The organism is Synergistetes bacterium HGW-Synergistetes-1 (genome assembly GCA_002839185.1).
Classification (GTDB): Bacteria; Synergistota; Synergistia; order Synergistales; family Synergistaceae; genus Caenicola.
This window is the reverse complement of record PGXO01000001.1, coordinates 99459-123957: the sequence shown is the minus strand read 5'-3', so window position 1 is coordinate 123957 and position 24499 is coordinate 99459. Positions and strand designations below refer to the sequence as shown.

The window sequence follows — 24499 nt, the reverse complement described above, 5'->3', positions numbered from 1 at the left end:
CGCTTTTAAATCAATTTATCAAGCAGGGCCTCCGGTTAAAGTATGGTAGATCTGAGCTGCTCCGGGGAAAGCGGAGACAATAATGCCGGAGGAAGGTCAAAGACTGTGCGGCATCCGATCTCACCCCTGCTGCTAAGCCTGTGTACCGCTCTGGCACATGCGACCAGGAAGCTGGAAGTGAATTCAGGGTTTGATTCCAGCGCCAGTCGGAACTCTATGGTATGTTTATTCTCTCTGTTGACTCCTGTCCGGCCGGTCCGGATCACAAACCCTCCGTGAGGAAGTGTGCAGTGTTCTGACTGCATCTCTTCAGTTGAGATGAATGTCACGGTGGTGTCGTAATCGGCAAAATAGTTTGGCATGTTTTTAATCTTTTTTTCTATGCTGTCTTTGTCTGCGCCTTCTTCCACCACTACATAACATTCTCTTGTATGTTTTTCGCGCGCTGTCAGGCTGGGACATTCTCCATTACGGACTGCCTCGACATTGCATTCCACCGGGACGGTATATTGGGTCGCACTGACCACTCCGGGGATCCTGCGGATCGCATCTGAGTGTCCCTGGCTTACCCCGGGTCCCCAGAAGGTGTATCCGTGCCCCTCAGGCAGCACAGAAAGGGCGTAAAGACGCATAAGGGAAAAATATCCCGGATCCCATCCAGCGGAGATGAGAGCAATATGTCCTCCTGCTTTGGCAGAATTGTCAACTGCCTCGAAATACTTCGGTATGTTCTGATGGGTATCGAAGCTGTCTATTATATTGAACATGCCGGCAAGTTTTGGTGACATCTCAGGCAGGTCAGTTGCGCTCCCGCAGCATATTATCATTACATCGATCCTGTCCTTAAGCGTCTCTATATCGGACATAGCTATGACAGCCGCGTTTTCTGTCATGAGTTTAAGTGAGGAAGGGTCTCTCCGAGTGACTACTGCGACCAGCTCCATGTCCTCATTTTGCATGATGGCTGATTCGGTGCCCTTGCCAAGGTTGCCGTAACCTGCGATAGCTACGCGAATTGGTTCTGTCATCTTATCATGTCCTCCATTCTGTAATATCCTGCAGGTTTTCCCTGCAGGAACTTTGCTGCGCAGATAGCTCCCTCTGCAAAGAGAGTACGGCTGAATGCCTCGTGTCTTAAAACAAGCTGTTGTGAATCTGTGGTTATGTAGACTTCATGATCTCCGACGATATCACCCATACGCAGAGAGTGTATGGTTATATCGTCAGGGTTTCTCGTCTCAAAGCCGCTGCGGCCGCATTTGATGACAGCACCGGGTCTGACGGATGTGAGCGCGTCGGCGATTGTCATGGCCGTGCCGCTGGGGGCATCCTTCTTGCGGTTGTGATGTTTTTCGACTATCTCAATATCTGCTTTAGGAAAAACACTTGCCGCTTTTTTTGCAAATTCAACCAGCATCGCCACGCCGATGGACATGTTGGATGTCTGGAACAATGGGATCTTTAATGCAGCTTTTCGGATAACTGCAAGCTCTTCCTGCGTGTGTCCGGTCGTTGCTATGACCAGTGGCAAACAGCGGGTGATGGCATATTCAGTCAATGCTTCAGCAGTCGTGTGAAATGTAAAATCAATAATAACGTCTGCAGGGCCGGTGTATTCTGCCAATGAGGAGAAAACGCCCTGGCAGCTTCCTGTTACATCAACTGCCGCCGCAAGTGTGGCGTCAAGGTCTGCAGACTCTTTTTGTATCATGGACACGATCTCGCTGCCCATCCTTCCGTTTGATCCGTTTACAATTACCCTCATCATGCTGATATCCCCTCTGCTCTCATGAGATCTATCATTCTATTGAACTTGACCTCGTCCATTTCCGTAAGAGGCATGCGGATATCAGGTTCGCAGAATCCCATAGCCGTCATAGCTGCCTTGACAGGTATAGGGTTGACTTCGCTGAAGATCGCGTCTATGAGAGGCCGGTAACGGAACTGTAGGGCTGCGGCTCCCTTTATGTCACCGGCAAAGAACTTCTTGCATATCTCCCCCGTCTGTGCCGGAAGGATATTGGAAAGGACAGATATGCAGCCCATTGCTCCAACTGCCATCAGAGGCACTATCTCTCCGTCATTTCCGGAATAGAGTGTCAGCCCGCCTTTTAGCCTGGACATTGTATCTACGATCTTGTCTATATTGCTGTTTGCTTCCTTTATTGCAACGATACGCTCATGTTTAGCAAGCTCAGCATATGTCTCCGGTTCGATCGCGGTTCCGGTCCTTGATGGTACGTTGTAAACAATGAGAGGAATGGAGCTTGCGTCAGCAATTGCGCTGAAGTGACGGACAATCCCCTTCTGTGTTGTCTTGTTGTAATAAGGGGTCACCGAAAGGGATGCGTCAGCTCCGACCTCGCCGGCAAAGTGAGTCAGTGAAATGGCATAGGCTGTATCGTTGCTTCCGGACCCTGCTATCAGAGGCACCCTGCCGTTGACACGGTCGACAGCAAACTCAATGACACTCCTATGCTCCTGATCCGACATTGTTGAGCATTCTCCTGTTGTGCCACATACTAAAAGGGCGTCGATGCCTTCTTCTATCTGCCAGTCGATCAGACGGCCAAATTTATCGAAGTCAATCCCCTGTCCTTTAAAAGGCGTAATAAGCGCCGTAGCGATCCCGGTGAAAATTATTTTCTTTGACATCGATCTTAACCTCACTTTCCTATGCAAATAAGGCAACTGATAAATTATTGGCTGTCTTTTATCGTCTTCGTACAAAGTTTATCCTCTTCATGCATGATGACTAAGAGAGGATGAAATGCGCTCCAAAAATATAAATTTTTGGGGTGCATAAATTATTGCCCCTTAAAATTTGCAAAGATTATCACATTAAATGAGAGTTGTACAGCACTTTTGGGTATAAAGAGAAAGAAAAGTAATGTTTTGCAAGCAAGTCTGTACTGATAAACTATTTAAGTACTGTAGACTGTCCCCGCCTTGCTTTGATGAATTATAAGACCTCGAATTGATCTGATATAAAATATTTTATCTTCTAATAGTAACCTTATGCCGGCGGCAAGATCGCCTTGTGAAGCTTAAGTTTCTGTGATTTACCAAAGACTCCAGCAGAAAGGAGTTCGATTTCTTATGAGACAGGCATTCCAAAAATACAAGAAAGTACATGTAAAATTCTGTAACATGTTTCTCTTCCGGCAATGCCAGCCAATCCACAATCTAGACTTATCGCTTCAGTTGATTCTTGGAACTTTTTACTGACAAATCACTAGAATCAATCCCAAATAAACGTTTTACACGATTTTCCAGGTTCCTTGATATCGTCTTTATCTCAAGAATTAGATTTTTCAAGTCTCTATCTTGACAGTCTTGCTCGAGAATTTGATAAAACTCAGATATTTTTTTAATGAAATTAGTTACCTCAGCGGGTGCATGTTTCCAGCGACTAGATTCACCATATTCCCGTGTAAGCCTTACAAATGCCGCGCGCTGTTTTTTAGTATTCGCGGCACCGAGTATTCTTTCCACATGCTCAAGCGTTATTCTGACCGTATCATAGCAATTGTTAAGCAAATGGCTAGCTTCACGCTTAACCTGTTGCTCCCTTATTTTTTTATAATTTATAATATAAAAGATTTTCTTTTGCTTGAACAATCGACGAGCTTCTAAAACAAGAACGTTTCCGACTTTCATTGTTCGTCTTTGCGGACGATTAAAATTATTAAGCGCCACACTCCTCCAGCTGGGGCTCAGTTCTTCAAAAAAAATACGGTCATCGCCATAATATCCGGTCAGTTGTGCCTTAACTTCTGATTCAAGACGATCGATCGCATTATTGTTTATAATATGCGCAAATGACCTTACAGGCTGGCCCAGGGAAAGTGGAAACCGCGAGAAGCGGTAAGGTGATTGAGAACTTGTCAATCGTCTATATGCTACCAATTCGGTGCAGAAACCGGGAACAGCTTGAAAAGTTTCACGTGCTTTTTCAAAAACATCCAGCGGCATAGTATAAAAAAAGTTTAACTCATGAAGTTGTCCCACATAATATCCACTTGCCTCCAGAATTCTTTCAGCATAATCCGCACAATTTGATTTTTTTGCATCATACTTACACTCTCCCATGCTGAATTCTTCCTCAATCTTTGCCGCCTCTGCATCCATCCTTTGAATAGCTTCCCGGGGAACTCCTTTAACACGTAATCCCAAAGTATCGCGGCCATATGCCATCCCATATGTACTTGTATGTTCTTGATTGCCCGATGCAGGATAAACACCGAATAAATAATTCTTCACGTTCATATGCTGGAGCAAAAGTGTTTCTTTTGCCCGATCTGCATGATGGTTGGAGCTATATACGGTATCACCGATCCGAATTGCAATATGCCCAAATGGGTTTTCCGTGGCAATGTGCTCATTTTCTTTTGACGAAGAGTAGGAAAGCAAGATTTCCAAATCAACAGGCACGTCGTTTTCCAACTGTGCCAGCGCACTTCCAATGTTGCGTGCTGAATCTCCATTTTCCAAACCAAATTTCGGACTTAAGCTCCGCGGCACAATTTTCGGATTTAGAAGGAAATCCGCTATCTTACTAATATTCATGTTTTCTCGGAATACTCGCTGTGCTTTCAGCATGGAAGTCTGTTTTGCCGCATCCTTAAGAAGTAATTGTGTCTGGCTGCCAATTTCCTCCACTGCAGAATTTATTTCAGCTAGCCCGAGTCTCGCGAAGAATTCTGCATTTTCTTTTTCGTGCCCGCTGATCACACTCAATAATATCGTTGGTTTCCCCAATACAAAAGCTTCTGACGGAGCTAACCCTCCTGCCTTGGTTATAAACAAGTCAGATGCACTAACGAACGAAACCAAGTCAGCCTGCGGGATAAATCCCATGATTTCCAATTTAACATGTTTAGGCATCTGTTGCTCAATTTGGTGCAATGCTTCGAATTGTTTTTTATTACGGCCACAAACAGCTATAATTTGCAGCGGTTGCTCTGTTGCATTAGCCAAGCTTATGATAATTCCAGGAAAATCTCCTATTCCCTCCTTTCCGCTGGCAAGCACAATTGTTTTGATTGATGTTTGAAATCCAATTTTGCTTAAGCATTCTTTTGAAACATCTGAATCAGTGTCTTTAACATTTACCGGCATGCCGGAAGTCTCAACCAAATCAGAGAACACGCCTGATTCCAGCCAGCTTGTTTTTAGTGCAGGATGCGCTAAAAAAGTTCGATCGATCATTTTGGATATACGGGGAAAGTACCCGACAAAATAATCGGTATGAAGCCAACCGATCTTGATGTTTGGCATCAGGGCTTTTTCTCTTAAATTGCCCAGTACTTGGGCTGCACCGTAGTGTGTTGCAAAAACAGCATCAGGGGCTTCCTCTAAAAGGTATTCATGCACTCTTTGTTCTGAATATTCGCTTGGCAAGCAAGTTATTGAACCTACACACTTTCCCCGTTTTTGCATGGACTGAAACAAATTATCAAACAAATAAGGTAAGTTCTGGGCGACAAACCAATAAAGTTTTTCATTAAGCATTCTTGCTATCGGGTCCATAAATTCACGAATATCTTTTTGCAAAATTATGGCGCAAGGATCCTTTTTTAGAATTTCTTTCTCGATCGAACAAGCGGCGCTAATGTGTCCCTGTCCAATTGAAGAGTAGAATATAATAATTTTCATATTTTTATTCCTTCTGATGTAAAAAAATTTTTTAAAGTTATGAATGGTTTGATTATTTTGACTCAAGTCAATTAATTAGATTAAAAGATGCTCATACATTGTTGAGCTTAATATGATCTCGTCGAACTACACCGGTATATGTAACTCCCCTTCGGGCAATCCCAGTGCATTTTCAATAAGCCGCTTTGCAAACTTTTTTTGGTATTCTAAAATATCAGCCGCCTCTTTTTCATATATGGCTTCAACATAGCATTGAATAATGGACATGATTGAGTTAGAAACGGCTTTGGGATGAGGGACGGAGAAAATTTGCTTTCTTTGTCCTTCTTTAATAACACTTAATAAATATGGAGCAAGTAATTTTTTTGCCTGTCGAAATACTTTATCCATAAGATGAAGATATTGATCATTGTAAAGGAATTCCAATAATAATCCTTGTTTTCCCTGAATTGTAGCAGGCAAAATATTTGCCATTAACTCGATTTTTCGAGGCAGAGAAATGACTGTAGAGTTTGCTACCGCATCAATAGCTGTCCGAAATTTCGATAAATGTCTATTGATGAGAGCCTCAACAAGTTCTTCCTTGGAAGAAAAATAGTAATAGAATGTGCCTTGAGCCACCCCGATTTTTTTTACGATATCACTTATCAGCGTAGGCTGATAACCACGCTCATAAAACAGTGCCTCTGCAGCATCTAAAATCTCATTTATTCTAATTTGTGGATCTTGTGGCGGTCGGGCCATATTATACACTCCAATTATTTGACTTGAGTCATATTATAAATCTAATAATCAGTCTCGGTCAAGATCTTCTGTATGCCTTAGATTGACTTTTGTTGATCTAGTGTAAACGTACAGGGTAATGTTACCGTGCTGTATCTTTTCTTGCCGATAATTCTATTTCTATCGAAGCGCCAAGAGGAAATTCGACCATTCCGACAATAGTTCATGCGGGATAAGGAAAAATTTTTCGTACAATTTGCCACTGTTACTGCGGTGTGAAAATTCAAAAACAGACCCATAGCTTTGTACTCATTTTCAAGATCCTAATTTTTCTTCCTATAAGGCTGGTCCTGATTAAGTTCATGTCAACTTCCTGTTCGGTTTCCTCTTGATTCCCAAGAGTTTCAGCAGATCTTCAAAGATCGATGAGTCCTCAAATTCAAACATGACCCATTTGCCGTCATGATAAGTCTTTGCGTCGTCATAGACCTGCATGACTCTCTTCGAAAAATTTTCCTTCCCGGCTTCGATCTTATCTCTTTCCTCTTTTCCGAAGATCATCATCAGAGCGCTGACGTCAGGCTTTGCATATAGAGCACAAAGGGTCTTTCCCCCGCGGCGGTATTTGTACTCATAATGCCATGCCTTTCCTCCGCTGCCCCACGTTCGGTCCATTTCATACCGCGTATCGATCATGGTACACAGCTCAGTCCAAGCCTTGAACCTATTTGCTCCTATCAATGACTTTAGCTCACACTCCGATGGTATTTTTTGTGCCATTAACAGGCCACCACTTTCAATTTTAATCGGGGTCCATCACTTCGAATACAGATCCTTCACGTCTGTACCCCAAATTACTATAGTATTCATCAACATCAGACATATCACAAACGGAAACTTCAGCAGTCGCTCAAGATACCCCAAGCCAGCTGTTGTATAGATTGCATTAGCATCTTTTAGCATTACTTATAGTCAGGATATATTTCAGCTCCAGCTTTGAAGTTCAATTATGTTTCCCTCAATGTCAGCCGCATAGATAAAGGTTGCTTTGCGTCCGTTCGGATAATCAGCGTTAACGATTTCGCCAACCATACTGCCTCCGTTCTGAAGCAGTTTATCAAGAGTATCAACTACACTGTCCACTTCAAAAGCGAGGTGTGCGATACCGTACTGGTTGATCTTATGGGTAAGTTCGCCTTCCATGCTGTCGTAGGAGAAAATTTCCAGTGTTGGATGGTCCTCGTCATATCCAGGCAGAACCAGATGTTCCCCGATGATATGGGCATTTTCAAGTCCGGTGACTTTATCAAGCCATGCACCCGTAAGATCTCTTTTTTCACCTATGCTTCTGCAGCCGAATACTTTCTTATAAAAAGCTATCAGCTTTTCAGCATCTTTGGCTATGATATTGGTGTGTACGTAGCGAGTCATGTTACCGGGCTTTCTGTTTTCTTGCTGTCAATTCAATTTCTATAGACGCGCCAAGAGGCAGTTCGACTACTGCGACCGTAGTTCTTGCAGGATAAGGGGCAGAAAAATGCTCTGCGTATACGGAGTTCATCTCCTGGAAATAACTCATGCTTGTTAAAAACACATTGACCTTTACTACATCATCTGACGTTAATCCGGCACACTCCAAAACGCTGAAAAGGTTTTTAAAGCACTGCTTTGTCTGAGCGGCAATATCGCCTTCCACCATTTTCCCTGTTGATGGATCAACGGGTGTCTGTCCCGACAGAAAGACAAATTCCCCTGATTCTACTGCATGAGAATAGGGCCCTACAGTGACTCCATCTTTTGCTGTGAAAGCTTTTCTTGACATCAGAATTCCTCCTCTGTGATTGATCAAATTCAAGTATAAATATTGATGTTAATAGGAGATGACCTTTTGCAAAAAAGTTCCATTTTTCAATTCCTCAAATGCTTTGCTCAATTCTTCCTTAGTGTTCATTACTATTGGTCCTCCCCAGGCAACAGGTTCATTCAGGAATGTCGAACTGACAAACAGGACCTGGGCATTTTTATCTGTTGCCATTATCTCAACATAGTCGCCGGGTGTAAGTTTTACTGCCGTCTTTTCCCTGACAAGTTCTCCCCCTATGTACGCATTCCCTGAAAGTGTAAATATCATTACGGAACGTTCCCTATCAGTATTTATTACATCTGAGGCATTGGTATCAAGATGCAGATCATAAAAGTCCAACGGGAGATATTTGCTTGCGTACCCTTTTGTGTCCTCATATTCACCTGCAAGAAGTCTTAAATTTCCATTATCCAACATAATTTCTTGAATTTGAGAATTCTTGATACTGTTGTATGCGGGAGCTGACATTTTGTTTTTTGCCGGCATATTAAGCCACAACTGGACTCCAAGCAATCTCTCGGATGCAGGCAGTTTTTCCTCATGCAAAATTCCGGATCCTGCTGTCATCCATTGGACCTCTCCCTGGGCGATAGTATCTTCATTACCCAAGCTGTCCCTGTGGGTGATCTGTCCACGATAGACATAAGTTATAGTCTCTATTCCCCTGTGCGGATGCATGGGGAACCCCGCTGTATATTGATCGGGATCAGTGCTGTCAAATGAATCAAGCATAAGGATCGGGTCGAATTCTTCTACGGTATCGTGTCCCAAAACTCTGACAAGGTCTACTCCGGCTCCGTCCCGAGTTCTGAATCCTGTTGCCATATTTTTAATTTTTCGTTCCATTGTCTGATCCACCCTTCGGTAATATAAATTATTCTGCTATTGGAATCGTGGTTAGCGTTTTCGCGTGTCCCATATGAAATTATTATAGAGGAAATGACTCTCGGGTTGTAAATAAAAGCATAAAAAAAGGACAGGCTCGCGCCCGTCCCAAGTTATTTTTATTGCTTAGTCATCAAAGGCTTCTTTGACACTCCACTCTTTCCAGATATTGCCTACCAGGCCGATTCCGGGGGTGAGAACCTTTTTACCCGGCTGCCAGCCACTGGGCGTTACATTCTTGCCCTTGGTCTCACGAACAAGCTGGTACGCCTTGATCTGACGCAAAGCTTCACTTACGTTTCTGCCGACAGGCGGAGTAAGCACTTCAAATGCCTGAATAACCCCATCAGGGTCAATGATGAAGCGGCCCCTTGTTTCAGTGCCAGCTTCTTCATTGTAAACACCGTACATTGTGCCGATTTTACCGCCTTGGTCCGAAAGCATGGGGAAAGGAATATCCTTATTGATCATTTTCGACAGTTCATGATCATTCCATATCTTATGGACAAACGGTGAATCAACAGAAATGGACAGGACTGTGACGCCTAACTTTTCAAATTCGCTAAATTTTTCAGCAACTGCTGAAACTTCCGTGCCTCAGACAAATGTGAAGTCACCCGGATAAAAACATAGCATTACCCATTTACCGGCATAATCAGCCAGATCCACTTTTGTAAACTTTCCCTGATGAAATGCAGACGCAGTAAATGTCGGTGCTTTGCTTCCTACTTTGATCATTTTCTTACCCCCTATATATTTTTATATAATTTCCTGATGCGAGGCTTGGACTGTAAATGCACAGCTTATACCTCTGGTATCCAACTTGTTGCTTCCTGCAAATTGGCAAAATTATTTCGTTATTTAAAATGTATATCATTTAGCATTATAACAATATATCTGGAAATTGCCAGATAAGAAAGCGGCCTCTTTATTTTTAATGTTATTTTCACAATTTGATAGGCCGCTGATTTTGAAAAAAGCTGTTGGGGGTGTCAGAGCTTTTGGATCGTACTTGAATGAGCAAATATTTACTAAGCAAATTTTTGTAAAAGGTTATTATTGATAATTGACATCTCTGCTCCGTATCTGATTTTTACGACCTTGCCATCGTAAGCACTGTCTCAACGTGTGAAACTCAGGCTTTTTCGGAAACAAGTCTACAAATGCTTAAAAGTATTGATTTTACTGGTATTTTAGAGTATGTGAAAAAATTATTATCTAATTCACCGTCTCGCAAAAGTAGGCTATTATATCCATTACATGCTTTATCAATTGAAAATTATTGACTTAATCGAGCTCCCAGTTTATATGCACCTTCCAAATCTGTCGGAAAGTACATTTCATGAACGCTTTTCTTTTCTTCCTCGTTAAAACTGCTCATATCAAATTCTGAATAGTCTTTCACCTGAAGAGTGTTATAAACCGGATATAGGCAAACCTCTCCATTTAAAGCCTTTAGTTCATTTGCATATGTTTCAAATTGTTCCTTATACAATTTTTCATAGAACTCTTTCGTAGCATTCATTGTCAAAAACATTCCGACATTGACTTTTCCTTTAAAATAGTTACTGTAGTCATCGTAGGACAGAGCACAAAAATGCAATCGTTCTAAGAAAGCAAAATATTGACTAGTCGGCCTGCCCAGATAGATTGGTGTTCCAATCAGAAGTGTATCTGACGAAAAAACCTTATCTATTACAGGTGAAATGTCATCTTTCCAGTAGCAGTGACACCGCTTCACATCTTTTCTTTTACAAAGCATACAGCTTCTGCAGCCTGTAAAAATCAAGTCATACAAATTAATATATTCAACCTCTGCTCCAGTAGATTCTGCGCCCGCCATTGCAGACTTGAGCAATTGAGCTGTGTTCCAATTTTTTCGTGGACTGGCATTTAAAACAATTGTTTTCATCTTTATCTCCTAGTTAGATATTCTTTTTTCCTTTGAACTATATTTTTTTCTACTTCGATGAGTCCAGTCATCGTCCGTCACAACGTTACTCCTTTTGGCTCTTTCTTCCTGCACCACCCTAAATTCACTTTCTGTTATTATCGGAGGATGGAACTCTTTCATTTGGTATTGATATTCCTGTGTTGCTGAGTCCAAGAGTGTAACTGTACCAGTATATTTTTCATTTGCGAGCATCGTTTCTTTGGCTCGTTTATTCCATTTTTCTTTCCCTGAAGGAGAGGGAACCCCGGCTTCAGACAGTTTCTTAATGATACCCAAAACACTCGCCCCATCAAGGTACCAGCGGAATATATAACGTACTACCTTGGCCTGCTCTTCATTAATGATAAGCTCGCCATCTTCATTCTTGGCATATCCTTACACCTTCGCTTATATAAACCAGAAGTTCCATTAGCTGCTCGGAAGGAAAGACCCATACGAATATTTTCGCTTCTGCTTTCATTCTCGGATTGTGCAACAGATTCCATTACAGAAATCAGAAGATTACTGTCAACATCATCCGTAGCGATGTTTTCCTCTTCAAAAATCACTCGCACACCTGCAACTTTCATTCTATTTAAAGCAGTTAATGTATCAACCGTATCCCGCCCAAATCTACTGATGCTCTTTGTCAGGATAACAGAAATGCGGTGGGCCTCACATTCCTGAATCATACGTTCAAATTCTCGGCGCGGTGAATCTCCTTTATCTGATGCATATCAATGATATGTATCGCTAAGTTTCCATTGGCTCACGTGTGAAATTGCTCTCGTTAATGTTGATATCTGTGCAGATAAACTATTTAATTGATCTCTTTCACTTGTGCTCACTCTACAATAGATTCCGACGTTCTTTTCCAATCGGTCATTCTTTGCTGTGATATACCAAATCTTTGAATCCATCTTTTCACTCTTTGTTCAAATATAGCCTAATTATAAAGGTTGTAGCGCGAATGCTAAGTAGGCTATTATTTGCTTTTAGAGTTGCAAAATCACAATATATAGTGTTTGATGCTTTTACTTATCCCCAGATGTACGTGACATCAATACGACCGTCTCCACATGTCCTGTTTGGGGGAACATGTCGAAAGGCTGGATGGTTTTGATAGCGTAGCCGTTTGATATCAGGCTCTTTATATCACGGGCCAGTGTTGCGGGGCCGCATGAGACGTAGACTATTTTTTGCGGTGATATCTTTATTATTGAGGCAATTACTCTGGGATCGCATCCTGTCCTTGGAGGATCAAGCACCACGGTATCGAATTTTTCGTCTGAAAGAGCCTCTGAAATATCTTCGGCTGACCCGGAATGTCCCGTGATGTTGTCAAGTCCGTTGAGTTCCGCGTTGATCTTGAGGTATTTCGAAGCCTGGGGCCACTCCTCCACTGCTGTTACGTGTTTTGCTTTATCAGAGAGGAATGCAGTCAGAGTTCCGGCTCCGGAATACAGTTCAAGGATATTTTTGGGAGATCCCCCTGCCGCCATCGTTGAAGCGTATTTGTAAAGCGCATGAGCCTGCTCTGAATTGATCTGGAAGAAGGAGGATATTTCGAAGTTGAATCTGTACTTTCCAAGCACTTCCTGCATAACTGTCTCGCCATAGATGGAAGAGAACTCATCTCCCCAGATGAAGTTGCCTTTTGAGAAGTTTTTGTTGAAGACCATGCCCCTGAGATCATCTGAATGTCCGGCAGCTATATTTTTAAGCTGCCGCGCCTCATCCCTGTCAGCAGATCTGCCCGCAACAACTCCGCATAAGCTGTGATCTGTAAATTTTGCAGTCCGAAACACCAGGTGTCTTATAAAACCCATAAGATGGTTACTCTTATCGTTCCATCCCTCAAGCCCCGCCTCTTTCAAGTCCTTGATAAGTGAGATTACGTTTGATTCCAGTTTTGGAAGCAGGACAGGACAGCCTGTAAACGGAACAATATCGTGGCTTCGGTTTTTATAGAAGCCGGCAAGAAACTTTTCCCTGCGATCACTCTGTACCGGTAGGGAGGCCTTGTTTCTGTAGCCCCACTGGGATGGCGAGGGAATGCAATTATTAATTGAAGGATCCGGTACTCCCCCGATCCTTTTGATAGCGTCGAAGACAGTTTTTGTCTTAAGCTTGAGCTGTGACGTGTAATCTATGTGCTGGAGCTGACATCCTCCGCACTTTCCGTAAACCGGGCAAAGCGGCTTTATTCTTATCGATGAGTCATTATGCCTCTCGATGACTTTTGCCGTCGCGTAATTCTTCTTTGCCTGGACTATACGGCATGTGACCTCTTCTTCAGGAAGCGCATCGGGAACAAAGACAACGAAGCGTTCATCCCCGAGCCTGACTATGCCCTCCCCTTCGTTGTTTATATCTGTAATTTTAAACTTCTTTATTTCTCCCTGAAGCATGTTCTCCCTCCAAAAAGGCCGTATAGAAAAAGGGGCAGGGAAATCTCCCCGCCCCCTCTGACAGATTATATCAGATTGCTTCTACTTCCTTGCAGCCATTGCCTCGTCCATCATTTGATATCCGTATTCAAAGGCCTTTTCGTTGAGTTCTTCTGTGCCCTTGGGGACTCTTGCAAGAATAGCTTTTTTGATCGCTTCGGGCTTTGTCAGGTTCTTAACTTCAAGGACCTTCGCAGCTGTGCCAAGTGCCACCATGTTGACTACGAGCTCACGGCCGAGCTTCTCTCTTGCTGTTCTTACTATTGGGAGAAGGTATACATCGGCATCAAGCTTGGGGGGCTCTGTTACAAAGAAATCGTCAAGGATGACGGTTGCGCCCTTTGCTGTGTCGTGGCTGTACTGGTCACATGCCTTCTGAGTAAGGATGACCTGAAGGTTGGGATGTGCTGCCTTCGGGTAGTCTATCTCAGCGCGGTCATATACGACTTCTGACTTAGAAGCTCCACCGCGGGCTTCTGGGCCGTATGCCTGACTCTGAACAGAATTGAGGCCCTCTGTATTAAGTGCGGCAGCCTCACCCAGGATCACTGCGGCGAGGATGACTCCCTGTCCGCCGGATCCAGCAACGCGAATTTCAAAACGTTCGCTCATGATCCGTTACCCCCTATGCCTTCTGAGCGCGGGCGATGATTTCATCGTAGCGCTTAGTGTATTCACGGGCATCTTCAATATTGACGAATTCGCCAATAATGATCTTGCCCTTAAGTTCTTCAGCAGTCATTGTGTCGGCCTTGGCCTTCATGACAGAGTTGTCTTTAAGGTAATTGATATTGTCCATCGGACGGCTGCGCTTGTTCTTACGGCCAAATTGAGTGTGGCAGAAAGAGACGAGTTCGACTACTGCAAAACCCTTCTTCTGGTGCAGGATGGCCTTTTTGAGTATCTGCTCGCACATTGCGGGCTGAGCAACTGTTGCACGTGCAACGAATGTGGCTCCTGCGCCTTCAGCCAGTTTGCAGATGTCGAATGTCGGGTCGATTGCACCGTAAGGAGCTGTTGATGCAAATGCGCCTTCAGGTGTTGTCGGGGAAGCCTGTCCGCCGGTCATACCGTAGATATTGTTGTTCATTACTACAGCAGTGATGCCTATGTTGCGGCGGCATGCGTGGATAAAGTGGTTTCCTCCGATAGCGGTTCCGTCACCGTCTCCCATTACGTTGACGATGGTGAGAGCGGGATTTGCCATCTTAACTCCTGTCGCAAAGGCGAGCGAACGTCCGTGCGCCGTGTGGAGTGTGCATGCGTCGATGTATCCGGGCATACGGCTAGAGCATCCGATACCTGAAGAAATGCATATTTGATCCTGGGGGATCTTAAGGTCTGCAAGGGCGCGGAGTATTGCGTGCATGATTATTCCATGTCCGCATCCGGGGCACCAGATGTGTGGCATAAATTTGGAACGTAGGAGTTTTTTTACATCTTCGCGGGGCATAATTACGCCACCTCCTTGATGAAGGACATGATCTGATCTGGTTTGTAAAGTTCGCCGTTGATGAGGTTCTTGCGATGTACTTCGCATCTGCCTGCGACTGCTCTCTCTACTTCGTTCACCATCTGTCCAGCGTTGAGTTCGGGTACGATTATATGTTTAACTCTCTTTGAGAGCTCTGCGATCTCTTTGTCAGGGAAGGGCCAGAGTGTAATAGGACGGAAATGTCCAACTTTGACGCCCTCAAGACGAAGTTCGCGGATCGCACGGAGTGCTGAGCGTGAAACGCTGCCGTAGGAAACTACTACGACTTCTGCGTCATCCATGCTCTCTTCCTTGAATTCCACGATGTCGTCACGGAAACGGTCTACCTTGCGGATTATGCGGTTTGCCTTCTTGTCGATCTCGTCAGCTTCGTTTGTCGGGAATCCCCAGTCGTTACTGGTAAGACCTGTAACATGCCAGCGATATCCGTCACCGAATGCAGCCATCGGAGGGACATCGTCATCGTCTGCCTTGTAGGGAATAAATTCTTCCGGGCATACGGTCGGCTTTTTGCGGTTTACGATCTCAAATGAGCCGGGTTCGGGGATGACGATCTTTTCGCGCATGTGGCCGATGATCTCGTCAGCCATTACAAGGACCGGCTGACGGAAACGCTCCGCCATATTGAAAGCTTTAACTGTGATCTCATAGCATTCCTGGATCGAAGAGGGGGCATAGGCTATCGTTCCATGGTCACCGTGTGTTCCCCACTTGGCCTGCATTACGTCGGCCTGTGAAACTTTTGTGGGAAGACCTGTCGAGGGACCTCCGCGCTGTACGTCAGCAAGGACCATAGGAATTTCTGCTATATATGCATAGCCCAGCAGCTCCTGCTTCAGTGAAATACCAGGGCCTGAGCTTCCTGTCATAGATTTAAGTCCGGCTATTGAAGCGCCTATTGTTGCTGCGATACCGCCGATCTCATCTTCCATCTGAACGAACTTCCCGCCTAGTACCGGAAGCTCTTCAGACATAACTTCCATGATCTCTGTTGAAGGGGTTATCGGATAACCGCCAAAAAATCTGCATCCGGCGGCAATTGCACCCATGGCGATAGCTTTATTGCCCTGCCAGAATTCAACCTGAGCCATATTTAGTCACGCTCCTTAACTGTTATTGCCATATCAGGGCAGACGTTATCGCACTGGTGGCAGCCAATGCAATCGTCAGGACGTACAGGCACAGACTTAACCTGTTCGTTTAGTTCAAGAACTTTCTTAGGGCATATAGCGATACAGAGACCACATCCTTTGCACCATTTGTTAAAGACATCGATGTCGAACTTCTTCGCCAAAAAACCCACCTTCCTTCCCCGCATCTAATCAGTATTTGTTTGTCAACCATTAATAGTATCGATTGGCATAACCTTGGGTATTATGACAAACATTTCACATTTATTCAAGGAAAAGATTAAATTCTTTATATTCTGACAATAGTGCTCATAAATATGAAGTTGGACCTATATCCGGTTCACGAAGATAGGCACCCTGTATCGTATCAGGTGAAATTGAAAGTTCTTTGTAATATTCTCCCATCAATGCAGTTTGACCCGGTCTTCCGACAGTTCTTGGCAAAACATTGTTAGGCAAGGCTGAAAATTCATTGAATAAGTTCACGTCTTTGCCTACCAGCATGGCATCAGGGTAAAGGCAAAGGAAATCAGCAAATTCTGCAGCAGTGCAAAACTTTGGGTATACAAATGGCTTTAGTTCACTTCCATCAGAAAAATAGAGAGCGCAGTAAATGCAGTTCTGTCTGGCTTTTATAACCGGAGCCAGAGGGATCCCCATAGTCCTTAGATCGTGGACGAAGACATCAAGTGAGGATACCGGGAGTATCCTTATTCCAAGCGCTTTAGCAAGTGCTGCGGAATATGCGATTCCCGTCCTGATACCGGTGTAATACCCCGGGCCATTTGCCGCTGCGATAAGATCCAGCTCTGAAATATCAATTGAAAGATCAGTAAGCATCTCTTCTACAATAAGCGGAAGGCGCGAAGATTGCTGCCGTCCGAGTTCAAGGCTTATTTCGGAAAGGAGGGCTCCTTCAGAGGCGATCCCGATGTTTGTGAATTTAGTTGTGCAGTCTATTCCCAGTACCTTCATAATTCCCCTCTTTTTCGCAGGCCGATCCCAGGATATCGTCCGAAAGACCTACCAGCAGATCTTCCGCAGTTTTTCCCAAGGCCCTTACCGTGATGACCCTTGAATTATCATCATCGCCGTATTGGTTTATCACGATGTCAATAGTATCTTTTAAAGGTGGTGTGTGCCATCTTTCAGCCCACTCCACCACAAGAACGCAGCCGTTATCGATGTAATTTTCGAAATCAAGCGCATCTGCCTCAACATGTGAATCCAGCCTGTAGAGGTCAGCGTGTATCAGGGGGATCTCCCCTTCATGTTCCGCGATGAGTATGAAAGTAGGGCTCTTTATCTTCCCGCAGCCCAGAGCTTTGCCTATTCCCTGTGTAAGAAGGGTCTTCCCCATGCCTAGTCCGCCATGCAAAAGTATAGTAAGCCCGGGGAAAGAATGTTTTCCTATAGACATTCCAAAGGAGCATGTCTCATCTTCAGAAAAGGTAACTATTTGCAGTTTTCTAGTTGAGTGTGAAAGGCAGTGCATCTGCTATCTCTCTCGCCAGTGTTCCTCGGATCCCTGATCTTTTCTCAATAAATGACCCCGCAGCGGCATGTGCGGCAGCTCCTGTTACCACAGCATCGTATATCGGCATCCCGCATGCCATCAATGCGCCCACAGAGCCGCTGAGCACATCTCCTGATCCCGGTACAGCAAGAGATGGGGAACCTCCCTTAATGATCGTTATGCTCTTTCCTTTTGAATATACAACAGTATCCATGCCCTTCAGCAGTATTGTTCCGGCTGCACACGACATTGAAACCGCAGCACCGATCCTGTCATTGTTAATATCTTCCGGTGTTGCTCCAAGCAAATTTGCGGCTTCACCGACGTGAGGAGTTATAACAGCATTGGCTCTGAAAGCAGGCTTGTATTTATCAAAAGAAAAAAAGTGCAGTCCATCTCCGTCAACAAGGAGCGGCTTTTCCCATTTGTTCCAGAACCAGTCAATTATAGATCCGGAACCTTCATTCCTTCCCAGACCCGGACCAACAGCAGCCGCATCGCATCTCTTTTCCCACGGTGCTATAGCTTCCGCAAGGCTCTCAGGCAACACAGCATCTCCCCTTGTCCTCAGCGGTACGAAAATGGCTTCGGGCAGGAAGAGAGATGCACTGTCTACCATGAAATCAGGAATAGCAAGGACGATCAGGCCCGCACCAGAACGCAAGGCACCAAGACCGGCAAGCAAAGGCGCTCCCCTGTAGTTGATGCTTCCTCCGACTACCAGCAAGCCTCCCTTTTTACCCTTATGTATGTCTTTTGGGATCTTAGGTAGCAGTTTTGGAATGTCTTCCCTCCCGAATGATAGGATACTCTTATTGTCATCAAGGACCTTGTCAGGAGATATACCGATGTCAGCGACCACAACTGTTCCGCACATATCATACGCCGGGAAAAAACACATCCCTCTTTTTGCTGCAAGGAAGGTGACCGTAAGATCAGCCTTGACGCAAGGATCATAAATATTGCCAGATAAAGGGTCTATGCCACTTGGAATATCAAAGGCTACAACTGCCCTATTGCTGTTAGAGTGCCTTATAAGACGTTCAACTTCTCCCCTGGGGGCGCCTTTGGATCCAGTTCCGAGAAGTGAATCGATCAGGCAGTCAGCATCGTTTGCCTCTTTGCTGATCTCTCTGTCTGTAAGATTTTTGGAGTATTTTATCGTGCAGTTTGGATCATTTAAATTGATAAGGGCCTCAAGGTTTATTTTGGCATCGCCCTTGTATGTCTCTAAGTCAGATGACAATATCATTGTCACCTTCAGTCCTTTTTTCAAAAAAAACCTTGCTGCTACGAAGCCGTCACCGCCGTTGTTTCCCGGACCTGCAAAAATAAGGAAACTTTGTGAATCCGGACACCTCTTTAATGTCTCACTGGCAGCGTTAGTTCCTGCGTTTTCCATAAGTTCGAGCGAAGCCTTGCCATAATTCTTTATTGCAAGAGTATCTGCCTGTCTGATGTCTTCAGGAAAATAGTACCTCATCATTGGTTTTTCTCCAGGATAACTACTGCAACAGCGATCCCCGCTTCATGCGAGATCGAAAGGAAAATATTGTCTATACCCTCATTTGAGAACTTTGAAAGTGTGTTTTCGTCAAATATAAACCTTGGTCCGGACGCAGTTCGTTCTATCGAACAGGAATTAATGCCAAGTCCGGCTATTCCCCATCCGGTTGCTTTGGATAAGGCCTCGCGCGCAGCGAATGCTGAGGCGTAATGAGCAGCCGGATCCGCGTTTGATTCCGCATAAGCTATCTCCTCTTTGGAAAAGACACGCTTGCAAAATCCTTCTTTGGAAACAGCTTTACGCATTCGGGAGATATCACATACGTCTATTCCAATCCCGCGTATCATCTTATACACCTGCTTTATTTATTTCAGATTTTGATAACAGTATCTGGGGAAAAGTCTTTCTACAGTACGTTGGCTTTTTTTAGCTCGCTGCGAATAATGTCCTTCTGCCAGTTCTCAAGAGAATTTCTTCTTGCAGCGACTTTAAAATCTTTTATAAGTTTGTGTTTCCATTTGGAGCTGTAGATTTCAGGTGCAAGTTTTATTGCCTTAACAGTCAGTTTTTCGTAATATTTGTGGTCAGTCGCCCATTTACCAATTCTTCCGTCATAAAGCCCTGCGAAATATCCCCATATATTGTCGTGGTTTCTGGCGCATCTTGGATAGTCCTGTCGGATCTTTTTTTCATAATCCTTCAGAAACTCACCCGGCGATCTGTATTTTCTAAATTTGGAAGCCTCATTACCATAAACACCGTTCCTGCTCTCAACGCTATTCTTGGTAATATATGGTTTTCCTGCATTGAGCCACTCTGATGAAACCTTGATTCCTGCACCGTTATAACCAAGTTCCCACAGTTCACTTGACCAATAAGCCGTTTCACAGGCGCTCTGGACAGTTACAGCGAAAGGCTGGATATGCTTCTGTTTTCTCGCGAGCCGGTAAAACTCAATCGTGGTCATTGCATGGGCGCTCTGGAAAGAGAGCAACATGGCAAGTATGGCCAGTGTCAGCACGCTAAAAAACTTTTTCGTCATTTGTTTCTCCTCCGCATTGTAGTTGCGTGTTTAATAATAGCATAACAAACATCACTGACCAAGGCACGAACGTAAAAAGGCGCCGCTTTGAGCAACGCGGCGCCTTTGTGATAGGTTGGAAAATATTTTTTAAACTGGAAAGACCGGGAGTTTCTGAAGATAGATCAGATCCTCTCCGCTGTATCCTCCCTCTTCAAGCAGCACGGCAACCTTGCAAATGACAGTGCATCCTGTCTTTGCAAGAACATCTTCAACTGAGCGGAGGGAACCGCCGGTGGAAACAACGTCATCCACTACGCAGACTCGCTTTCCATCCAGTTTTGCTGCATCTGTCTCATCAATTACGATGATCTGTTTTTCATTTGTCGTTATGGATCTGACTTCAGAAGTTATCGGGTTTTCCATGTATCCCTTGATCGATTTTCTGGCGACTACATAGTCGACACCCAGGCGAACAGCCAGCGCATGTGTAAGCGGGATACCTTTGGCTTCAGGGCATACAAGCATGTCTATCTCTTTGATCTCCTTCATCTTATTGAAGAGGGCGTCAGCGCTTTTTTCTATCATCTGTGTGTCACCCAGCATGACAAAAGATGCTATCACAAGATTTGGGGCAACTTGGACTTTTTTGAGGCTTCTTGTAAGACCGCAGATCTTTAGTTCGTAATGTTCGTTCATAGCTCTCTCCTAAAGTGAGAATATCATTTTGATCAGGACTCCCGCGAGAAGTCCAAAGAATGGGTTCCATTTGGCTGAAACAAGTACTGTAGCACCGATGACCATGCCCCAGGGAGAAAATCCAAACGGTCCGTTGGCCGCGGGCACTGTAGCTATTGCTCCCTGTATGTTGGAAGCAAAGGTCACAAATGTTCCAAGAACGAAGAGGAATCCTGCTATCGAAGCACTGTGGACATATTTGCCGATTGTAGGAAGCAGTTTGAAAAGCAGTATGGCTGCCATGATGAGCATCATGATCACTGAAGATCTCAGTGGATTCGGCGCTGTTGCAGTTCCGGATATTATTGCTTCGACAGGGCCGCCTCCGAAGAAGGAAGAACCCATGTCTGCAAGGGATGAGTATATTGCAAGGTGGTCAATATTTGAATCCACACCTGCAATGCTGCCGGTGATCTTTCCAAAGCTTATGTTTGCTCCTATGTTGAGACATGCAAGGGCAAGAGCGTGAACGATAAGCATGGGGTTTTCCCATATCTTCCATTCAATGTTGCCGAACGTGAACCTTTCTCTGTTCTTGTCCATTACAAGACTATGAGGTTCGACCTTTCCCATTTTCATCAGTATGTTGTAGACGATCGTGGAAACAAGTACAGAGATGATGATCGTCTTTGCTAGGTCAAGGGTCATAAACCATACTGCTATACCAGTTATCATAGAAATCGTTCCCGATATCTTCTCTGAGCTGAATAGCTCCATAGCTACATACGCAAGCATAATACCTACGCCTGCCATCATAGAATTTACGATCGTCGGGCCAATAAAGGCAACTATGGTCTCATTCAGACCCAGTACTGAGGGAACGAATAAAAAGAGAGCTCCCCAGAAAACAATGCTCAGTCTTTCTTTGATATTCCGACCCATTCTTCCGGCCAGGGTGATCGTTTCTGCCTGAAAAGAAATTGTGGCCACTGAATTGAACGCCAGTGATCCGGCAGCTCCGATGAGGAAGGCAATGCTTGTCGGGAAGGCGGCGAATCCGAAGCTTAGCGCAAGAAGTCCCTGTGGTATGCCGTTTATGACAACGGCGAATGAAGTTAGTAGATCAGTCATAAAAGTGTCCATGATACATCCCCCTGAAAAGTGATATCGCAGTTTCAATGCCTGATAAAATACCCTTCTGTGAATTATTTGTCAAGGCAAAGCTAATCTAATGTAGAAGATATGAGTATATTGTAAGGTAAGATAGTGTGCAGCAATGATGCAGCAGAAATTATATTGGAGAAAATAGAGTCAGGTGATTCAGTCCTTGCAGCAGTAGTTTTTATTTCTATTCCCAAGGCAGTTGGTGCCTATCACTCCTAATATGATGCATATAGAGCCAATTATATGGTAATAATATATTTTTTCATTCAGGAAGACGACGCCTGCCGTTATTGATATAACTGTGCTTAAGTTTGTAAAGACACACATCTTGGACGCCTCGATCCTGGAGAGGATGTAGTTGGTCAATAAAGATGTGACCAGTGAAGAGAGCACGCCCAGGTACAGTGCTGAAATAATAAACCTGTAGTCTTTCAATGGTGCAAAAAAACTGCTCAGAGTGCCCTTTAAAAGGTGATTTGTTACAGACATTGCATTGAAGCATAAAAAGCTGATGATTATCATAATACAGCTCATTTCTGTCACAGAGAAATTCCTTGTCAGTTTTCTCGCAACAATGCTGTAACCGGAGAAAGACAAGGCAGACAAAATAAGAAGCACTATCCCCTTCATGTTTGTGAATCCGACAGTGGAACCTTTGTTAAGTATGATGTATATGACACCCAGTACCGAGAGGACTATTGACATCTTCTGCAGCAGAGTTGTCTTTTCTTTCAGTAAATATGAAGCCAGGATCAACGTGAAGACAGGGATCATAGCGAGAAGGATACCTGATTCAGAGGAAGTCATATACTGCAGCCCAAAGGTCTGAAAAGCAAAGAATGACAAGGGATAGAAGATAGCCAGAGGCAGTATGCTCTTTATTTTTTCTTTGCTGAGGTCCAGTCTGATCCATTTGAATAGGACCGGGATCAAGATAGCCAGAAATGAAGCAGTAAATCTGTAAGCCAGCAGATCCCATGGGTTGCTAAGATTCAGTCCCATCTTTGAAAACAAATAGGATAGGCCGGTAATTAAGGAATGAAGCATGGCAGCAGCGTATATAAGGCTTCGCTTGTCGTCTTCCATAATTTGCCCTCCCCTGCCGTCAATTTTGGGTTCTGTCTTTTCTTATCCAGGAAAGTCCTGCTAAGTAAATTATATAGGCAGACCGGCCGTTAAAGGGACAAATACAAAATCATCTCAGTAATATTGACCTGAGAACACTGTATTATTTGGGCAATATTGAATTTAGTGGTTTATTGGAAGGAAGCAGATTACTTCATTGGGTATATCTACATCTGCTTAAAATGGTTTGGTGCGAGAGAGGGGATTTGAACCCCTACGTCTGGGACACGGGATCCTAAGTCCCGCGCGTCTACCAATTCCGCCACTCTCGCATTCGCCTGAAATCAGAACAGGGTAGATTTTACCTTGCTTTTATTTAAAGTGCAAGAAAGAGCTGTCTTTATATTATTAAAGTTGGTTTTGAAACAGTGTACTTACCTCAAAAATGGATATTGATCCTAATTTTGAGTACCTTCATTATATAAAACGTCCTTATAGTCCTCTCCCCTGTTCATCACCTTTTGAGCATAGGTGCATTCTGGAATGATCTTAAGTCTCTCTTCGCGTGCTTTCTCTACGACCCTTTGAAGCAGTTGACCTGCGATGTTCTGCCCTCTAAGCTCTTCTGATACAAAGGTACGCTCAATAACAATGATGTCACTTTTTTTGAAGCAAAAAACTATTTCAGCAAGCGGATCTTTCTCGCTCTCACCGATATAAAAGCGGTTCTCTCCAACTTTGATGTCCATCAAGACAAAGACCTCCCCGGAAGCAGCATGAGAACATACATGCTAATATTCGGAACAAAAAGGCAAATGGTGTATATAAGCACCAAAAATATTATACAGGCAATGACAGGGTTACTAGGGCTGAATAAACGGGAATTTTTGAAAGATATATTTGTATTTGGTGGATCGTACAGGAATCGAACCTGTAACCCCCTGATTAAGAGTCAGGTGCTCTGCCAGTTGAGCTAACGATCCACGCTAAAAAGTGCGGGGGAAAGCAGGATGATAAAGACAAAAAAATGGTGGATCGTACAGGAATCGAACCTGTAACCCCCTGATTAAGAGTCAGGTGCTCTGCCAGTTGAGCTAACGATCCAAACCAAAAAAGTGGGGTGAGCAACGGGAATTGAACCCGCAACCTCTGGAGCCACAGTCCAGTGCTCTAACCAATTGAGCTATGCTCACCGTGTAAACGATATAATTTTTTCAAGTAATGGCGCGTCTGAAGGGACTCGAACCCCCGGCCTACTGCTTAGAAGGCAGTTGCTCTATCCAGCTGAGCTACAGACGCACGCCCGACACTGCCTCTGCCGAAGCACGAGAGACATTATAACTAATACACCGGCGCTGTCAAGTCATTTGAGCTCTGTAAAAATGGCGTTTTATCACCCCGCAGACGGGA

Annotated in this window: 26 protein-coding genes, 5 tRNA genes and 1 pseudogene; all 32 read right to left on the bottom strand. The window is 44.2% G+C overall.

Annotated elements, in window-relative coordinates; genetic code table 11:
• Positions 1 to 35 precede the first annotated feature (35 nt).
• Positions 36 to 1028: a diaminopimelate dehydrogenase gene (locus CVV54_00630; GenBank protein ID PKL05360.1), complete on the bottom strand. Its 993-nt coding sequence runs from the start codon at positions 1026 to 1028 to the stop codon at positions 36 to 38.
• The gene (dapB, locus tag CVV54_00625; GenBank protein PKL05359.1) at positions 1025 to 1768 is read right to left on the bottom strand and encodes a 4-hydroxy-tetrahydrodipicolinate reductase; all 744 of its coding nucleotides are present in this window, start codon (positions 1766 to 1768) and stop codon (positions 1025 to 1027) included. The genes CVV54_00630 and dapB overlap by 4 nt, the downstream gene beginning before the upstream one ends.
• A complete protein-coding gene (locus tag CVV54_00620; GenBank protein PKL05358.1) occupies positions 1765 to 2655 on the bottom strand; it encodes a 4-hydroxy-tetrahydrodipicolinate synthase in 891 nt (296 codons plus the stop codon). The genes dapB and CVV54_00620 overlap by 4 nt, the downstream gene beginning before the upstream one ends.
• Positions 2656 to 3192: 537 nt before the next feature.
• Positions 3193 to 5658: a UDP-N-acetylglucosamine--LPS N-acetylglucosamine transferase gene (locus CVV54_00615; protein PKL05357.1), complete on the bottom strand. Its 2466-nt coding sequence runs from the start codon at positions 5656 to 5658 to the stop codon at positions 3193 to 3195.
• Positions 5659 to 5784: 126 nt separating this feature from the next.
• Positions 5785 to 6402: a TetR/AcrR family transcriptional regulator gene (locus CVV54_00610; GenBank protein ID PKL05356.1), complete on the bottom strand. Its 618-nt coding sequence runs from the start codon at positions 6400 to 6402 to the stop codon at positions 5785 to 5787.
• A gap of 339 nt (positions 6403 to 6741) precedes the next feature.
• The gene (locus tag CVV54_00605) at positions 6742 to 7161 is read right to left on the bottom strand and encodes a hypothetical protein (protein PKL05355.1); all 420 of its coding nucleotides are present in this window, start codon (positions 7159 to 7161) and stop codon (positions 6742 to 6744) included.
• 204 nt (positions 7162 to 7365) lie between these two features.
• The gene (locus CVV54_00600) at positions 7366 to 7812 is read right to left on the bottom strand and encodes a glyoxalase (protein PKL05354.1); all 447 of its coding nucleotides are present in this window, start codon (positions 7810 to 7812) and stop codon (positions 7366 to 7368) included.
• Position 7813: 1 nt separating this feature from the next.
• Positions 7814 to 8206 (bottom strand): reactive intermediate/imine deaminase, encoded by a 393-nt coding sequence (locus tag CVV54_00595; GenBank protein ID PKL05609.1) that lies wholly within the window; start codon positions 8204 to 8206, stop codon positions 7814 to 7816.
• 45 nt (positions 8207 to 8251) lie between these two features.
• A complete protein-coding gene (locus tag CVV54_00590) occupies positions 8252 to 9091 on the bottom strand; it encodes a pirin family protein (protein PKL05353.1) in 840 nt (279 codons plus the stop codon).
• A gap of 165 nt (positions 9092 to 9256) precedes the next feature.
• Positions 9257 to 9658, bottom strand: coding sequence for an alkyl hydroperoxide reductase (locus tag CVV54_00585; protein PKL05352.1), 402 nt, complete (start codon positions 9656 to 9658; stop codon positions 9257 to 9259).
• A 69-nt stretch (positions 9659 to 9727) separates the two neighbouring features.
• The gene (locus CVV54_00580) at positions 9728 to 9868 is read right to left on the bottom strand and encodes a hypothetical protein (GenBank protein ID PKL05351.1); all 141 of its coding nucleotides are present in this window, start codon (positions 9866 to 9868) and stop codon (positions 9728 to 9730) included.
• A gap of 541 nt (positions 9869 to 10409) precedes the next feature.
• Positions 10410 to 11042 carry a flavodoxin family protein gene (locus CVV54_00575; GenBank protein PKL05350.1) on the bottom strand — a complete coding sequence of 211 codons (633 nt, stop codon included), beginning with the start codon at positions 11040 to 11042 and terminating at the stop codon, positions 10410 to 10412.
• Positions 11043 to 11051: 9 nt separating this feature from the next.
• Positions 11052 to 11983, bottom strand: a pseudogene (locus tag CVV54_00570) (recombinase family protein).
• Between the two features lie 114 nt (positions 11984 to 12097).
• Complete coding sequence (locus tag CVV54_00565; protein PKL05349.1) at positions 12098 to 13474, bottom strand: 23S rRNA (uracil(1939)-C(5))-methyltransferase RlmD; 1377 nt, start codon at positions 13472 to 13474, stop codon at positions 12098 to 12100.
• A gap of 81 nt (positions 13475 to 13555) precedes the next feature.
• Entirely contained in the window at positions 13556 to 14125 is a 570-nt protein-coding gene (locus CVV54_00560) for a 2-oxoglutarate ferredoxin oxidoreductase subunit gamma (GenBank protein ID PKL05348.1), read from the bottom strand.
• Between the two features lie 13 nt (positions 14126 to 14138).
• The gene (locus CVV54_00555; GenBank protein ID PKL05347.1) at positions 14139 to 14966 is read right to left on the bottom strand and encodes a 2-oxoacid:ferredoxin oxidoreductase subunit beta; all 828 of its coding nucleotides are present in this window, start codon (positions 14964 to 14966) and stop codon (positions 14139 to 14141) included.
• Between the two features lie 2 nt (positions 14967 to 14968).
• On the bottom strand, positions 14969 to 16099 hold the full coding sequence (locus CVV54_00550; protein ID PKL05346.1) for a 2-oxoglutarate synthase subunit alpha: 1131 nt from the start codon (positions 16097 to 16099) through the stop codon (positions 14969 to 14971).
• 2 nt (positions 16100 to 16101) lie between these two features.
• The gene (locus tag CVV54_00545; GenBank protein ID PKL05345.1) at positions 16102 to 16302 is read right to left on the bottom strand and encodes a ferredoxin; all 201 of its coding nucleotides are present in this window, start codon (positions 16300 to 16302) and stop codon (positions 16102 to 16104) included.
• Positions 16303 to 16447: 145 nt separating this feature from the next.
• Entirely contained in the window at positions 16448 to 17113 is a 666-nt protein-coding gene (gene tsaB / locus CVV54_00540) for a tRNA (adenosine(37)-N6)-threonylcarbamoyltransferase complex dimerization subunit type 1 TsaB (GenBank protein ID PKL05344.1), read from the bottom strand.
• Positions 17082 to 17633 carry a tRNA (adenosine(37)-N6)-threonylcarbamoyltransferase complex ATPase subunit type 1 TsaE gene (locus CVV54_00535; GenBank protein PKL05343.1) on the bottom strand — a complete coding sequence of 184 codons (552 nt, stop codon included), beginning with the start codon at positions 17631 to 17633 and terminating at the stop codon, positions 17082 to 17084. The genes tsaB and CVV54_00535 overlap by 32 nt, the downstream gene beginning before the upstream one ends.
• The gene (locus CVV54_00530) at positions 17608 to 19140 is read right to left on the bottom strand and encodes a hypothetical protein (GenBank protein ID PKL05342.1); all 1533 of its coding nucleotides are present in this window, start codon (positions 19138 to 19140) and stop codon (positions 17608 to 17610) included. The genes CVV54_00535 and CVV54_00530 overlap by 26 nt, the downstream gene beginning before the upstream one ends.
• Entirely contained in the window at positions 19137 to 19508 is a 372-nt protein-coding gene (gene acpS, locus CVV54_00525; protein ID PKL05341.1) for a holo-[acyl-carrier-protein] synthase, read from the bottom strand. Before acpS ends, CVV54_00530 begins: the two co-directional genes overlap by 4 nt.
• 59 nt (positions 19509 to 19567) lie before the next feature.
• Complete coding sequence (locus CVV54_00520) at positions 19568 to 20203, bottom strand: hypothetical protein (protein PKL05340.1); 636 nt, start codon at positions 20201 to 20203, stop codon at positions 19568 to 19570.
• Between the two features lie 129 nt (positions 20204 to 20332).
• Positions 20333 to 20881 carry an adenine phosphoribosyltransferase gene (locus tag CVV54_00515; protein ID PKL05339.1) on the bottom strand — a complete coding sequence of 183 codons (549 nt, stop codon included), beginning with the start codon at positions 20879 to 20881 and terminating at the stop codon, positions 20333 to 20335.
• Between the two features lie 9 nt (positions 20882 to 20890).
• A complete protein-coding gene (locus CVV54_00510) occupies positions 20891 to 22003 on the bottom strand; it encodes a guanine permease (GenBank protein PKL05338.1) in 1113 nt (370 codons plus the stop codon).
• Positions 22004 to 22180: 177 nt separating this feature from the next.
• Positions 22181 to 23110, bottom strand: a complete 930-nt coding sequence (locus CVV54_00505; GenBank protein PKL05337.1) for an EamA family transporter — start codon at positions 23108 to 23110, stop codon at positions 22181 to 22183.
• A 227-nt stretch (positions 23111 to 23337) separates the two neighbouring features.
• Positions 23338 to 23421: transfer RNA gene (locus tag CVV54_00500), tRNA-Leu, on the bottom strand.
• Between the two features lie 126 nt (positions 23422 to 23547).
• Positions 23548 to 23838 (bottom strand): GNAT family N-acetyltransferase, encoded by a 291-nt coding sequence (locus CVV54_00495; protein PKL05336.1) that lies wholly within the window; start codon positions 23836 to 23838, stop codon positions 23548 to 23550.
• Between the two features lie 158 nt (positions 23839 to 23996).
• Positions 23997 to 24072, bottom strand: a tRNA-Lys gene (locus CVV54_00490).
• A 45-nt stretch (positions 24073 to 24117) separates the two neighbouring features.
• Positions 24118 to 24193 (bottom strand) — tRNA-Lys (locus tag CVV54_00485).
• A gap of 12 nt (positions 24194 to 24205) precedes the next feature.
• Positions 24206 to 24282 (bottom strand) — tRNA-His (locus CVV54_00480).
• 29 nt (positions 24283 to 24311) lie between these two features.
• A tRNA-Arg gene (locus tag CVV54_00475) sits at positions 24312 to 24388 on the bottom strand.
• Positions 24389 to 24499: the final 111 nt, after the last annotated feature.

What these genes read in the sequence shown, in the direction of transcription:
- CVV54_00630 (PKL05360.1), bottom strand. Translation starts at nt 1,028, where the DNA reads ATGACAGAACCAATTCGCGTAGCTATCGCAGGTTACGGCAACCTTGGC.
- dapB (PKL05359.1), bottom strand. Translation starts at nt 1,768, where the DNA reads ATGATGAGGGTAATTGTAAACGGATCAAACGGAAGGATGGGCAGCGAG.
- CVV54_00620 (PKL05358.1), bottom strand. Translation starts at nt 2,655, where the DNA reads ATGTCAAAGAAAATAATTTTCACCGGGATCGCTACGGCGCTTATTACG.
- CVV54_00615 (PKL05357.1), bottom strand. Translation starts at nt 5,658, where the DNA reads ATGAAAATTATTATATTCTACTCTTCAATTGGACAGGGACACATTAGC.
- CVV54_00610 (PKL05356.1), bottom strand. Translation starts at nt 6,402, where the DNA reads ATGGCCCGACCGCCACAAGATCCACAAATTAGAATAAATGAGATTTTA.
- CVV54_00605 (PKL05355.1), bottom strand. Translation starts at nt 7,161, where the DNA reads ATGGCACAAAAAATACCATCGGAGTGTGAGCTAAAGTCATTGATAGGA.
- CVV54_00600 (PKL05354.1), bottom strand. Translation starts at nt 7,812, where the DNA reads ATGACTCGCTACGTACACACCAATATCATAGCCAAAGATGCTGAAAAG.
- CVV54_00590 (PKL05353.1), bottom strand. Translation starts at nt 9,091, where the DNA reads ATGGAACGAAAAATTAAAAATATGGCAACAGGATTCAGAACTCGGGAC.
- CVV54_00580 (PKL05351.1), bottom strand. Translation starts at nt 9,868, where the DNA reads ATGATCAAAGTAGGAAGCAAAGCACCGACATTTACTGCGTCTGCATTT.
- CVV54_00575 (PKL05350.1), bottom strand. Translation starts at nt 11,042, where the DNA reads ATGAAAACAATTGTTTTAAATGCCAGTCCACGAAAAAATTGGAACACA.
- CVV54_00565 (PKL05349.1), bottom strand. Translation starts at nt 13,474, where the DNA reads ATGCTTCAGGGAGAAATAAAGAAGTTTAAAATTACAGATATAAACAAC.
- CVV54_00560 (PKL05348.1), bottom strand. Translation starts at nt 14,125, where the DNA reads ATGAGCGAACGTTTTGAAATTCGCGTTGCTGGATCCGGCGGACAGGGA.
- CVV54_00555 (PKL05347.1), bottom strand. Translation starts at nt 14,966, where the DNA reads ATGCCCCGCGAAGATGTAAAAAAACTCCTACGTTCCAAATTTATGCCA.
- CVV54_00550 (PKL05346.1), bottom strand. Translation starts at nt 16,099, where the DNA reads ATGGCTCAGGTTGAATTCTGGCAGGGCAATAAAGCTATCGCCATGGGT.
- tsaB (PKL05344.1), bottom strand. Translation starts at nt 17,113, where the DNA reads ATGAAGGTACTGGGAATAGACTGCACAACTAAATTCACAAACATCGGG.
- CVV54_00535 (PKL05343.1), bottom strand. Translation starts at nt 17,633, where the DNA reads ATGCACTGCCTTTCACACTCAACTAGAAAACTGCAAATAGTTACCTTT.
- CVV54_00530 (PKL05342.1), bottom strand. Translation starts at nt 19,140, where the DNA reads ATGATGAGGTACTATTTTCCTGAAGACATCAGACAGGCAGATACTCTT.
- acpS (PKL05341.1), bottom strand. Translation starts at nt 19,508, where the DNA reads ATGATACGCGGGATTGGAATAGACGTATGTGATATCTCCCGAATGCGT.
- CVV54_00520 (PKL05340.1), bottom strand. Translation starts at nt 20,203, where the DNA reads ATGACGAAAAAGTTTTTTAGCGTGCTGACACTGGCCATACTTGCCATG.
- CVV54_00515 (PKL05339.1), bottom strand. Translation starts at nt 20,881, where the DNA reads ATGAACGAACATTACGAACTAAAGATCTGCGGTCTTACAAGAAGCCTC.
- CVV54_00510 (PKL05338.1), bottom strand. Translation starts at nt 22,003, where the DNA reads ATGGACACTTTTATGACTGATCTACTAACTTCATTCGCCGTTGTCATA.
- CVV54_00505 (PKL05337.1), bottom strand. Translation starts at nt 23,110, where the DNA reads ATGGAAGACGACAAGCGAAGCCTTATATACGCTGCTGCCATGCTTCAT.
- CVV54_00495 (PKL05336.1), bottom strand. Translation starts at nt 23,838, where the DNA reads ATGGACATCAAAGTTGGAGAGAACCGCTTTTATATCGGTGAGAGCGAG.